The 12041-nt window shown below is 72.9% G+C and carries 9 protein-coding genes and 2 tRNA genes; 9 read left to right on the plus strand and 2 right to left on the minus strand.

The features are described 5' to 3' along the window. Positions 1–119: 119 nt before the first annotated feature. The 9 genes from AL072_RS20580 (at position 120) to AL072_RS20620 (ending at position 11507) form a co-directional block, all read left to right on the plus strand. On the plus strand, positions 120–923 hold the full coding sequence (locus AL072_RS20580; RefSeq protein ID WP_082109172.1) for a metallophosphoesterase: 804 nt from the start codon (positions 120–122) through the stop codon (positions 921–923). Positions 924–1090: 167 nt separating this feature from the next. After that, complete coding sequence (locus AL072_RS20585; RefSeq protein ID WP_045584602.1) at positions 1091–1480, plus strand: response regulator; 390 nt, start codon at positions 1091–1093, stop codon at positions 1478–1480. Positions 1481–1568: 88 nt separating this feature from the next. Next, positions 1569–3212 carry a methyl-accepting chemotaxis protein gene (locus AL072_RS20590; protein ID WP_045584105.1) on the plus strand — a complete coding sequence of 548 codons (1644 nt, stop codon included), beginning with the start codon at positions 1569–1571 and terminating at the stop codon, positions 3210–3212. After that, positions 3209–3700 (plus strand): response regulator, encoded by a 492-nt coding sequence (locus AL072_RS20595; protein WP_052710222.1) that lies wholly within the window; start codon positions 3209–3211, stop codon positions 3698–3700. Before AL072_RS20590 ends, AL072_RS20595 begins: the two co-directional genes overlap by 4 nt. Beyond that, a complete protein-coding gene (locus tag AL072_RS20600; protein ID WP_052710223.1) occupies positions 3697–4590 on the plus strand; it encodes a CheR family methyltransferase in 894 nt (297 codons plus the stop codon). Before AL072_RS20595 ends, AL072_RS20600 begins: the two co-directional genes overlap by 4 nt. Beyond that, the gene (locus AL072_RS20605) at positions 4587–5573 is read left to right on the plus strand and encodes a chemotaxis protein CheW (RefSeq protein WP_045584106.1); all 987 of its coding nucleotides are present in this window, start codon (positions 4587–4589) and stop codon (positions 5571–5573) included. The genes AL072_RS20600 and AL072_RS20605 overlap by 4 nt, the downstream gene beginning before the upstream one ends. After that, on the plus strand, positions 5570–6697 hold the full coding sequence (gene cheB, locus AL072_RS20610; protein WP_045584107.1) for a chemotaxis-specific protein-glutamate methyltransferase CheB: 1128 nt from the start codon (positions 5570–5572) through the stop codon (positions 6695–6697). Before AL072_RS20605 ends, cheB begins: the two co-directional genes overlap by 4 nt. Then, positions 6694–9624, plus strand: coding sequence for a chemotaxis protein CheA (locus tag AL072_RS20615; protein WP_052710224.1), 2931 nt, complete (start codon positions 6694–6696; stop codon positions 9622–9624). The genes cheB and AL072_RS20615 overlap by 4 nt, the downstream gene beginning before the upstream one ends. Beyond that, positions 9609–11507: a methyl-accepting chemotaxis protein gene (locus AL072_RS20620; protein ID WP_045584108.1), complete on the plus strand. Its 1899-nt coding sequence runs from the start codon at positions 9609–9611 to the stop codon at positions 11505–11507. The genes AL072_RS20615 and AL072_RS20620 overlap by 16 nt, the downstream gene beginning before the upstream one ends. Positions 11508–11583: 76 nt before the next feature. Here the strand turns inward: AL072_RS20620 and AL072_RS20625 are convergent. Together AL072_RS20625 and AL072_RS20630 are read right to left on the minus strand one after the other, a co-directional pair. After that, positions 11584–11660 (minus strand) — tRNA-Pro (locus AL072_RS20625). Positions 11661–11840: 180 nt separating this feature from the next. Continuing rightward, positions 11841–11917, minus strand: a tRNA-Pro gene (locus AL072_RS20630). Positions 11918–12041: the final 124 nt, after the last annotated feature.

Genomic DNA, 12041 nt, shown 5'->3' on the forward strand with positions numbered 1-12041 from the left:
ACCGGCGGCGGCGCGCTCTTGCGGTGCAACAGAGGGGGGCCCTTGAAGCGGCGCCGGCCCGGACACAGGTGAGACTGGGCGTGACGGATTTTGGGCGTGACGGATTTGAGAACGGACTCGTGTTGAAGCTGGCGCGCAGATTGTGGTCTGAGGCCACATCCGGCAAGGCGGCGGGCAAGCTGGCGGGCAAACCGGCGGCAGGCCCGGCGGCGGTGCCGCGCGGCATCCGCGTCTATGCGGTCGGCGACATCCATGGCCGGCTCGACCTGCTCGACCAGCTGCTCGGCCAGATCGCCCGGGATGCCGGACAGGGCGCCGAGCGTCTGCATTATCTCGTGTTCCTCGGCGACTATGTCGACCGCGGCCCGGATTCGCGGCTGGTGATCGAGCGGCTGTCCTGCGGCCTGCCCCCGGCCTTCGGCGCCGTCTGCCTGCGCGGCAACCACGAGGACACGATGCAGGGCTTCCTGTCGGACCTGCGGATGGCGCCCGGCTGGCTGACCTACGGCGGCGACGCGACGCTGGAAAGCTACGGCATCACCGCCCCGGCGGCCGACGCGCCGATGGAGCATCTGCACCAGGCGCAATGCCGGCTGAACAACGTCCTGCCGCCCCACCACCGCGCCTTCCTGGCCGGGCTGCGCAACCACCTGACCATCGGCGACTATCATTTCGTCCATGCCGGCGTGCGCCCCGGCGTACCGCTGGACCGGCAGGAGGACAAGGACCGCCTGTGGATCCGCGACGTCTTCCTGGAGTCGCGGGCCGACCATGGCAAGGTGGTGGTCCACGGCCACACCATCGCTCCCGAGCCGGACCTGCTGCCCAACCGCATCGGCATCGACACCGGCGCCTACGCCACCAACCGCCTCACCGCCCTGGTGCTGGAAGGGACGGAGCGGCGGTTCCTCTGCACGGTGTGACGGACGCCCGCGGCGCCGGGCATGACAGCACGGACGGCCATACCAGTTGCATCGAATTGCGGCATGCGACGCCTCGGTGAAGAATGCTTCGCATTTTGTTAACATTTCTCGTGTTTGAAGCTTAAACATAGCTTTTCACGCTCTGCCTCCAGCGTCAGGACATGACCATGCCACGCGCCGATCAGGTCAGGGTCATCTGCGTCGACGACCAGGAAAGCATGCTGCGGCTGCACCGCTTCGCCTTCGCGCAGCTCGGCATCCGCGACGTCACCGAATGCACGTCGGCGGTCGCCGCCATCGACGCGGTGCTGACCGGCAAGTTCGACCTGATGACGCTCGACTGGAACATGCCGGGCACCGACGGCCTCACCCTGTTCAAGATGCTGCGCAAGGACGAGCGCACGGCCAAGCTGCCCATCATCATGGTCACCGGCAACGCCGAGGAAAGCTCGGTCAAGACCGCCATCGCCGCCGGGGTCCGGCTGTTCCTGCGCAAGCCGGTGGCGGTGAAGGATCTGAAGGTCCGGGTCGAGGCGGCCATCGGCAAGCTGGGCTGAGCCGAGTCGATCTGAGCTGAGCTGACGACGCGCCGGCCAGTGGAGCCTGCCGCCGGGCCGGCAACCGAAGCGCAAAGGGGATGCGGCGATGAAGAAGACCTTTTCCGTACCGATCGTCGGCAAGGTCGTGCTGATCCTCGCCATCCTGGCGGCCACGGTCTTCGCCGGCATCGCCCGCATCACCGCCATCCAGGCCGACAGCGAGACGGTGCTGACCGGGCTGGTGGAGCACGAGGCCGCCGGGCTGATCTGGCTGGCGCGCGCGCGGGCCACCGCGATGAACGTCACCCGCCTGACCTTCGAGATGACGAGCGAGCCGAGCGGCTTCCGCGCCCGCCAGATCGGCGGACGGCTGAAGGAGGAGACCATCAGCTTCGCCGTCCGCATGACCGACGCGGAGCGCAGCCTGCCCGCCGGCACGCTGGATCTGAAGATCGTCCGCGACGCCTTCGACCGGCTGGGCCAGCGCATCGACGTGGTGGCCGCCGCGAAGTTCGCCGGTCCGGACGGCCCGCCGGGCGAGGCGCTGCGCGACCTGACCCGCGCCGTGACCACCTCGGCCGAGGAGTTCGACGGCCTGATGACCAAGCTGATCGACCAGGGGCAGGAGCTGGCGGCGCGGCGCGCGCACGATGCGTCGGCCCGGGCCCATGCCGACAGCACGATGGTGATCCGGCTGGTGGCGCTGGCGCTGGTCGCGGTGCTGGTCTTCGCCTTCCTGCTGATGCGGATGACCGTGGTCCGGCCGCTGCACCGCCTGATCGCGCTGGCCAAGGAGCTGTTGGGCGGCCGGATCGACCTGACGGTGCCGGGGGTGGCGCGCGGCGACGAGGTGGGCGACATCGCCCGCATGGTCCAGCTGCTGAAGGACACCATGGCCTCGTCGGACGAGTTGGCGCGGCGCACCCACATCGCCGCCCAGCAGATGGCCGCCGCCACCGCCCAGGCCGCCGTCGCGGTGGAGCAGGTGTCCGACGGCTCGCAACGCCAGATGCAGGCGGTGGAGGCGATCACCGGGTCCGTCTCGCGCACCACGGCGATCATCGGCACCATCGCGTCGGTCAGCCTGTCGGCCAAGGACCGCTCGCGCGACGCCGCCACGCAACTGGCAAGCGGCCTGACCCAGATCGCGGCGATGACCGCCGCCGTGCAGGAAATCTCCGTCACCAGCGCCCGCATCAACGCCATCACCCAGAGCATCGGCGAGTTGGCGACCCGCTCCAACATCCTGTCGCTGAACGCCGCCATCGAGGCGGCGCGGGCGGGCGAGCATGGCCGCGGATTCTCGGTGGTGGCGGAGGAGGTCGGCAACCTCGCCCAGCAGACCGCCGATCTGGCCCAGGAGATCGCCCTGCTCGCCGCCGACAGCACCGACCGCATCCAGAAGGGCGTCAGCATGGCGACCCAGGTCGGCGGGGTGATGAATGCCGTGACCGCCGCCATCGACGAGACCGACAGCCTGTCGGAGGACATCGCCCAGTCGATGGAGGAACAGGGCGGCATGCTGCGGCAGATCGAACAGAGCCTGCAGCGGCTGACCGACATCTCCAACGCCAACGCCACCGCCGGCGAGGAGATCTCCACCACCATGATGGAACTGACCCGGCTGGCCGACGGCACCCGCCGGCAGGCGGAATCGGTGCGCCGGGGCGGCGGGGACGGCCCGGCGGCAACCGAGGCAGGGGCGGCATCGGCGACCGGGGCGGCCCGGGCGGAGGCGATGCCCGCATGACCGGCGCGGACGCCCCGTCCCCTTCCATGCTGCCCCCGTCCGTGTTGATCGTCGATGATTCGTCGATGATGCGGGTTCTGCTGTCCAAGCTGGTGGACGGCGACCGCGCAGGGGATGCGGTTGGGGAAGGCGGGGGGGCGGCGCGCTGGCGGCTGGCCGGCACCGCGGCCAACGGGCGGGAGGCCATCGAGCGGGCGCGGGCGCTGCAGCCCGACCTCTGCCTGCTCGACCTGGAAATGCCGGTGCTGGGCGGGCTGGACGCGCTGCCGGCGCTCCGCGCGGTCAGCCGGGCCGCGGTGGTCGTCGTCTCCTCCATCGCCGGGCCGGGATCGGCCGAACGCCGCGCCTGCCTGGCCGCCGGGGCCTCGGCCGTGGTGCCGAAGCCGTCCGGTGCGGTCAGCGCCGATCTGGTCGAGACCAGCGGCGAGGCCATCCTGGCCGCGATGCGCGCGGCGTTGCGCGCAGCAGCCCGGGGTGGCCCGCCATGACCCGCAAGCCGCCTCATCCGCAGGCACCGCCGGTGCCGGCACCGCCCGCCCTGGCGCCCCCTGCATTGGCGCCCCCTGCCCTGGCACTCGAGATCTGCCGCCGGATCGGCGCGAACCCGGCGGGGCCGGTCGGCCTGCGGCTGATCGGGGCCTGCGCCGCCCCGATGCCGGGCGATGCGCAGGAAGGCGGCCCGGACGGTTCAGGGGATGGCTCTGGAGATGCCCCAGGGGATGCGGCACGCGCCCGCGAGGCGCGGATCGCCCGCCTGATCGACGGCGCCACCAACCGCGAAACCTATTTCTTCCGCGACCGCCGCCAGCTGGCCGCGCTGTGCGCGCTGCTGGCCGGCGGCACCGCTGCCGCCAAGGGAGGACCGTCGGTCTGGTCGGCCGGCTGCGCCACCGGGGAGGAGGCCTATTCCATCGCCATCCTGCTGCGCGAGGCCGGGCTGGGCGGCAGCGTCACCGCCACCGACGTCTCGCGCGCCGCCCTGGCCGCGGCGGAGGCCGCGCTGTACCGCACCGGGCCGATGTCGCCCTGCCGCGAGGTCAAGCCGGCCGACCATGCCCATCTGCCGGCGCTGCCCGACGGGCGCCGCACCGTCGCCGCCGCGATCCGCGGCATGGTCCGCCTGCGCGAACACAACATCCTGTCCGGCCCGCCGTCCCCCTGCCCCTTCGACGCGGTGCTGTGCCGCAACGTCCTGATCTATATGGACGACGCCGCCCGGAGGACCGCCTTTTCCGTGGTGGCGGCGGCGGTGCGGCCGGGCGGGCTGCTGCTGCTCGGCCCGGGCGACCTGACGCCGACGCTCGACCCCGCGGCCCATGGCCTGCGGCCGTGCTTCCATGACGGCGCCGCCCTGTTCGTGAAGGACGGTCCCGCATGAGCCCCGACCGTCCCGCCCTGCAGCCCCCCGTGCCGCCCCCCGTGCCGCCCCCCGTGCCGGTGTTCGACCCGGTGCTGGTGTTCGAGCGCAACGGCCAGCCCTATTGCTGCCCGGCCGCCGACGTGGTGGAGATCGTCGAGGAGCCGGCGCTGGACGATCCCGGCTATGCCGCGCCGCTGGTGGCGGCGGTTCTGTCGCATGGCGGGCGCTTCATTCCGGCGATCGACCCGGCCGGCGTGTTCGACCGGCCGGCGGCACGCCGGGGGGATGCCATCCTGATCCAGGGACCTTTGGGCGTCGTCGCGCTGCTGGCCGACCGGGTGGTCGGGTTCCGCAAGCCGGACTCCGTGGCCCCGGCGCCCTGGATCCCGCCGGGGCGGCTGTGCCGGTCGGCGGCGACGATCGACGGCATCGGCCGCGCCTTCCTGTTCGGCGCGGACGGCATCGGCGACGTGCCCGCCGCAGCGCCGGTCGCGGCGCAAGTCCCAGTGCCGGCCCAATCGCCGGCCGGGGCCGTCGCCACGCCTGCCGACGCAGGCGCCATGCATCTGGTCTTCACCATCGGCGGCCGGCTGCACGCCGCCGCCTATGGCGAGGTGCGGCGCATCCTGCACCGGCAGCGCAGCTTCCGCATCCCCGGCGGCACCGCGCCGGTGCGCCATGCGGTGGAGGTGACCGGCGCGGTCGTGCCGGTGCTGGACCTCACCGGCGCACTGGACCGGGCGGATGCGGCAGGGAGTACAGGGGACCGGCGTTGCGACTTCGTGGTGCTGAGCTGCGCCGCCGGGCCGCTGGCCCTGCGGGTCGACCGCATCGAACGGCCGCTGGCCCTGGTGCGCGACGCGACGGAGCCGGGATGGTTCCCCTCGCCCGGCATCGCCGGCATCGCCCGGCGCGACGACCGCGACTATGCGCTGGTGACGGGCGCGTCGCTGTGGCGCGACCTTCTGGACGGGACGGCGGCGGAGGCGCCCGCAAGATGACCTTCTGCCCGCCGGCACATCCCCTGACGGTCCTGATCGTCGACGATTCGGCCTTCATGCGGGCCTCGCTGAAGCACATCGTCGGGGCGACGCCGGGATATGCCGTGATCGGCGAGGCAGGCGACGGCCGGGCAGCGGTGGAGGCGATCCGCCGCCTGCGGCCCGACATCGTGACGCTGGACATCGACATGCCGGTCCTGGACGGCATCGGGGTCCTGAAGGCGATCCGCCCGGCCGCCGGGGTCGCGCCGCTGGTCGTCATGGTCAGCGCCTTCACCACCCAGGGCGCCGACCTGACGCTGACCGCGCTCGGGCTGGGCGCCATCGATTTCGTGCCCAAGGCGTCGGAGCATTTCAAGACCGACCTCGCCCAGGTCGGCGACCTGCTGCGCAGCAAGCTGGCGACCGCCGCCGCCGTGCTGACCGGGCGCGACCGCCTGCCCCATCCGCCGGCATCCTGCACGGCGCCCGCCCGTTCCGCCGCCGCCCACCCTGCCGCCACCCACCCTGCCACCCCCCCTCCAGCGCCGCGCCCTGCGCCGGCCCGCGGCCCGGCGGACATCGTGGTGATCGCGTCCTCGACCGGCGGCCCGCAGACCCTGCCGGAGGTGCTGCGCCCGCTCTGTCCCTGCCCGGCCCCGGTGGTGGTGGCCCAGCACATCCCGGCGATGTTCAGCCGCAGCCTCGCCTCGTCGCTGGCCGCCGCGCTGGGCGTCGCGGTGGTGGAGGCGGAAGACGGCATGGTCCTGGCGGCCGGGACCGTCCACATCCTGCCCGGCGGCTGCAACGGCGAGATCCAGCGGCTCCGCCCCGGTGTCTTCGCCATCAAGCTGAGCGAGGGCGGCAACGCGGTCCATCGGCCCAACGCCGACATCCTGTTCCGCTCCGCCGCGCTGTCGGCCCGCCGGCCGGTGGCGGCGATCCTCAGCGGCATGGGCAGCGATGGGACCGAGGGCGCGCGCGCGCTGGCGCAGCGCGGCTGCGCGGTGCTGGCCCAGACCCCCGAAAGCGCGGTGATCTGGGGCATGCCGCGCGCCGCCATCGACGCCGGCGTCGTCGCCGAGGTGCTGGACCCCGCCGATCTCGGCCGGCGGCTGGCAATGCTGACGGGGAAGGCGCCATGAGCGACGGCGATCCGATCGAGGAGTTCTGGTCGCTGTTCGGCGCCGAACTGGACGAGTATCTCAGCGCCATCGAAGCCATCCTGGCCGCCGGCCGGGTCGATCCCGGCCGGGTCGACGAGCTGTTCCGCGCCTTCCATTCGGTCAAGGGCGGATCGGCGGCGCTGGCCCTGCGCTGCATCGAAACGGTCGCCCATGCCGCGGAGGATGTGCTGCATCTGGTGCGGGCCGGCAAGCGCGACCTGTCGACCGACCTGGTCAGCGCGCTGCTGGAGGCGGTGGACGAGATGCGCCGGCTCCAGGGCACGGCGATGGAGACCCGCACCGACCAGCCGGTGAACGCCGCCATCGTCGCCCGGCTGAAATCCCATATGGGCGACGGCGCACAATCTTCGCCGCCGCCCTTGCCGCCATCCGTGTTGCCCGGCACCGCCGGTGCGGAACCGCCCGGAAAGCCGCCGGCCGGCGAACCGGCGCTGGCGGTCGGGGATGCGGCGCTGGAGGCGATCCAGGACGCCGTTCTCGGCCTGCTCGGCACCATCGACGCGGAGGATCCGTCGGACACCGCCGCGATCCTGGCCGAGGCCGCGGACGCCGCCGGGCTGTGCGGGATCGCGGATTCCGCCCGCCGCCTGACCGCCGGCGACCGCTGGGGCTGGCTCGACCTGACGCTGCGGCTGCGCGGGGTGGAGGCTGCGGGCGGCGGCACCGTCGGCGCCTTCGCCCTGTCGGCGGCGCTGGAGGTGCCGTTCGCCGACCTGCTGCTCGAGCATACCGGCACGCTGAGGGACGAGGCCGGCGACCCAGCGGCCTGGATGCGCGCCGCCCGGCTGCTGACCGCGCTGGAGCTGGACACCGGGGCCGAGCTGGCCGATCTGGTCGTCACCCGGCTGCTGTCCGGCGACCGCTCCTTGGAGCAGGACGACGCCGAACGCGACGAGCTGACCGACCTGTGCGCCCTGATCGGCATTTCCGCCAGCTCCGGCATGGAAATGCCGCATGACGAGCTGGCGGCGCTGCGCACCCGCTGGTTCGGCGGCGCCCCCGCCGCGGCGGGGGAGGACGGCGACGCCATCGCCGAAGCCACCGGACGCGCCCATCCCTGGCCGCCCGACACGCTGGCCGCCATGGCGGAGGCGGCGGAGGCCGGCTGCGGCCTCGTCCTCGTGCTGCTCGACCTGGAGAGCGATCCGGACGCCGCCGACGCGGTGAGCGACCGGATGCGGGCGGAACGCTGCCTCTACAACCGCTCGCGCCTGGATCTGGGCGCCGGGCTGTTCGAGCATGTGGTGGCGCTGGCGCGGACAGACGCGGCCGACGCCGACGCCTTCGCGCTGGCGCTGTACGACGCCGATCCGGCCGGGCGCTGCGTGCGCGCCATCCACGCCGCCAGCCCGGCCGCGGAGGAGGGCCGCGCGCTGGGCCGCCCCGCAGCAGGGGGGCCGGTGGCGACGGCGGCGGCGGCGATGGCCGGGGCAGCGGACATGGCGGCGGCGCCACTGTCCGCCGACCGGGCCGCACCCGCGTCGGAGGCCGCGCCGCCCGCCGCCCGGCCGGCGGATGCGACGGTGCGGGTGCCGAGCGCCGCCATCGATGGATTCATGGACGTGATCGGCGAATTGCGGCTTGGGCTGACCTCGCTGGCGACGATGCTGGAGGACAGGCCGGGCCGACCTGCCGCTTCCGGCCCCGCTTCCGGACAGGCTCCCGGCAGCGCCAGCGACGCGGCGCGGGCGCTGCGCGACGAGCTGCGGCGGATGGACCGCGCCGTCCGCCAGCTCTATGACGGCGCCATCGCGCTGCGGGTGGTGCCGATCGGCGGCCTGTTCACCCGGCTGATGCGCCCGATCCGCGACACCGCCGTGCTGGTCGGCAAGGAGGTCGGGCTGACCACCTCCGGCGAGGACGTCCAGGTCGACAAGGCGATGATCGAGATGCTGGTCGATCCGCTGACCCACATCGTCCGCAACAGCGTCGATCACGGCATCGAGACGCCCGGGCGCCGGCTGGCCGCCGGAAAGCCCGCCGCCGGCAGCATCCGCATCCGGGCACGCCAGACCGCCAGCCTCGCCATCGTCGAGGTGGCGGACGACGGCGGCGGCATCGACACCGCGAGGGTGCGTGCGAAGGCGGTGGCCAAGGGCCTGATCGGCGCGCGCGAGGCCGAGGCCCTGCCCGAGGCCGAGGCGCTGAACCTGATCCTGCTGCCCGGCTTCTCGACCCGCGACGAGGTGACGGCCACCTCGGGCCGCGGCGTCGGCATGGACATCGTGCTGACCGCCATCCGCAAGCTGGGCGGACGCCTGTCGATCGACAGCCACATCGGTCAGGGCACCCGGATGACCATCGAATTCCCGGTGTCGGCGGCGATGCAGCGGGTGCTGGCGGTCGAGGCCGCCGGCCAGACCCTGGCGCTGCACGAACGGACGGTGCGCGAGGTGGTCGACGTGCCGGCCGGCGGGCTGCGGCGGATCGGCCGCCGCCTGACCCTGTCGCTGCATGGGCGCTTCCTGCCGGTGGTCGATCTGGCCGCCCTGCTGGACCTGCGCCCGCCGGTCTTCCCTGCCGCCTCCCCTGCTGCCTCCCCTGCCGCCCCCGATATCGCTGCCGGCCGCTGCGTCCTGGTCGTGGTCGACGATGGGCAGGCGCAGGTCGGCCTGCGGGTGGACCGGGTGGCGGCGCGGCGCGAGGTGTTCTTCAAGCGCCTGCACCCGCTGATCGCACGCAACCCGCTGGTGGCGGGAGCCGCGGCGATCGGGGCCGGCGGCATCATGTTCGCCCTCGACACCCAGACCCTGTTCGAGCGCGCCGCCGCCTGGGCGGAACCGGACCCGGATTCGGACGCTGGTCCGGATGCGGGCCCGGACGCCGCCGCCCTGACCATGCCCGCCATTGCCGGGACCAAGGAGACTCCATGCTCCGCCGATTGAGCATCGCGACCCGCCTGGGCCTGACCGCCCTGCTGTTCCTGGTTCCGACCGCCTATGGCAGCTGGCTGCAGTACCGCACCACCCAGGACGCCATCGACCGCGCGCGGATGGAGGCCGAGGGGGCCGCCTATCTGCGCGGGATCGACGGCGTCTATGCCGCCCTGACGCGGTCGCTGGTCCTGCGCCGGCCGGTCCTCACCGGCGATCTCGCCCAGGCGCTGGGCGACCTGCGCCAGCGCCACGGCGGCGCGTTTCCGGGCGATCCCGACATCGCCGCGCTGTCGCTGGAGGCCGAGGCGCTGGTCCGCTCCAAGGACCGCTCCGCCGCCAAGGTGGAGACGCGGAGAACCCTGCGCCGGATGGTCCAGCAGATCGCCAGCCGGTCGGGCATCATCCTCGATTCCGAACTGGCCACCTACGCGCTGGGCGACATCTTCGCCCTGAGGCTGACCGACCTGCGTGAACAGTTCATCGAACTGCGCCGGATGGACGTGGCCGGGGACGCCGCGGCGGGCGGGCGGCCGGGTGGGCAATCGGGTGGGCAATCGGGCGGCCGGTCCGGAGAGCGCCGGCTCGACGCCGCGCTGATCACCGGGCGCATCGAGACCCTGCTGGTGTCGATCGAGGATTCGCTGGCCGCCGCCACCGGGCCGCAGGGCATGCCGGCGATCAGGGCCGCGCTGGACGAGAGCTTCCAGCCCTTCGGCATGCTGGTCGGCCGCGCCCTGGCGGTGATGGACGAACCGGAGGGCGAAGCGGTCGAGGGCGAGGCCGCCCTGATGGGCGCCGCGCTGGACGCCATCGACCGCTTCGGCCAGTCCGCCAACGGCCATTTCGTGGCGCTGGTGAACGAGCGCGCCGACCGGCTGCGCCAGGAGTATCTCCGCACCGTCGCCATCGGCGGCGGGCTGTCGCTGCTGGCCCTGCTGGGGGTGGTGCTGCTGGTGCGCGTCGGCGTGATCGCGCCGCTGCGCCGCATGACGGAGGCGCTGGGGCGGCTGGCCGACGGCGACATGACGGTGCAGGTGCCGGCCGCCCGCTTCGCCGACGAGATCGCGGCGCTGGCCGCGGCGATGCGCCGGTTCAAGCGGGCGCTGGAGGATTCGCGCACGCTGTCGCGCGCGGTGGTCGACTCCACCATGCAGGTGTCGGTCGCCACCGGGCAGGCCGCCACCGCCATCGCCCAGGTGTCCGACGGCGCGCACGGCCACATGGCCTCGGTCGAGCGGCTGCGCCGCGCCTTCCTGGAGATGCAGGACGCGATGAAGGCGGTCGCCGTCGTCGCCCACACCGGGCAGGAGCATTCCCGCATCTCCGCCGAGCGGCTGGGCGAAAGCATGACCGACATGGAGGCGATGACCGCCGCCGTGCGCGAGATCGCCGGGATGAGCAGCGAGATCAACCGCGTCACCGCCACCATCGGCAAGCTGGCCGCCCATTCCAACATCCTGTCGCTGAACGCCAGCATCGAGGCGTCGCGCGCGGGTGAGCATGGGCGCGGATTCTCGGTGGTGGCGGCGTCGGTCGGCACGCTGGCGCAGCAGACGCTGGCGCTGGCGCAGGAGATCGCCGGGCTGGCCCAGCGCAGCCACGACCGCATCGCCCGCGGGCTGGAGGTGGCCGCCGCCGTCGGCCGGCGCATGCAGGAGGTGTCGACCGCCATCGCGGAGAACGACCTGCTGTCGCAGACCATCGTCGATCAGGTGGCGCAGCAGCGCCAGGGCGTCGACCGGATCGAGGCGGCGCTGCTGGAGTTGGTCGACATCTCGCAATCCAACGCCTCGGCGGCCGAGCAGATCGCCGCGACCATGCATGGCCTGGCCGCCCTGACCGACGACACCCGGCAGCGCGCCGAAACGGTGATGGGCGATCCGCAAGGATAGGCCGGGGAAACAGGCCCCGAAACGACGAAGGGCACCCGCGAGGGGTGCCCTTCGTCATCGGTCTTGCGACCGGTTCTGGTCGGAGAGAGAGGATTCGAACCTCCGGCCCCTGCCTCCCGAAAGCAGTGCTCTACCAGGCTGAGCTACTCTCCGGTCCTGTCACCGCCGGGCGTTGCCGTCCGCCGGTGGAGCGGGTGTATAAACGGTTCCGATCCGCCGCGCAATGCAAAGTCACAGCTCGGGCACCGCATTCTTGCCATGTCCGCCACACATGAAGTGTTTGGCGCACAAAGAAAAAGGGCTCCCGGATTTCTCCGGAAGCCCTTTTCCATATGGTCGGAGAGAGAGGATTCGAACCTCCGGCCCCTGCCTCCCGAAAGCAGTGCTCTACCAGGCTGAGCTACTCTCCGGTCCTGTCACCCGCGGGCGTCGCCGTCCGCCGGTGGAGGGGGTGTATAAACGGTCCCGTCTGGGTGCGCAACGCAAAAAATGCGTCATCGCCAAAAAGATCCGGCCCCCCGGCCCAGGCCGCCG

Source organism: Azospirillum thiophilum (assembly GCF_001305595.1).
GTDB lineage: Bacteria > Pseudomonadota > Alphaproteobacteria > Azospirillales > Azospirillaceae > Azospirillum > Azospirillum thiophilum.

What these genes read in the sequence shown, in the direction of transcription:
- AL072_RS20585 (WP_045584602.1), top strand. Translation starts at nt 1,091, where the DNA reads ATGCCACGCGCCGATCAGGTCAGGGTCATCTGCGTCGACGACCAGGAA.
- AL072_RS20590 (WP_045584105.1), top strand. Translation starts at nt 1,569, where the DNA reads ATGAAGAAGACCTTTTCCGTACCGATCGTCGGCAAGGTCGTGCTGATC.
- AL072_RS20595 (WP_052710222.1), top strand. Translation starts at nt 3,209, where the DNA reads ATGACCGGCGCGGACGCCCCGTCCCCTTCCATGCTGCCCCCGTCCGTG.
- AL072_RS20600 (WP_052710223.1), top strand. Translation starts at nt 3,697, where the DNA reads ATGACCCGCAAGCCGCCTCATCCGCAGGCACCGCCGGTGCCGGCACCG.
- AL072_RS20605 (WP_045584106.1), top strand. Translation starts at nt 4,587, where the DNA reads ATGAGCCCCGACCGTCCCGCCCTGCAGCCCCCCGTGCCGCCCCCCGTG.
- cheB (WP_045584107.1), top strand. Translation starts at nt 5,570, where the DNA reads ATGACCTTCTGCCCGCCGGCACATCCCCTGACGGTCCTGATCGTCGAC.
- AL072_RS20615 (WP_052710224.1), top strand. Translation starts at nt 6,694, where the DNA reads ATGAGCGACGGCGATCCGATCGAGGAGTTCTGGTCGCTGTTCGGCGCC.
- AL072_RS20620 (WP_045584108.1), top strand. Translation starts at nt 9,609, where the DNA reads ATGCTCCGCCGATTGAGCATCGCGACCCGCCTGGGCCTGACCGCCCTG.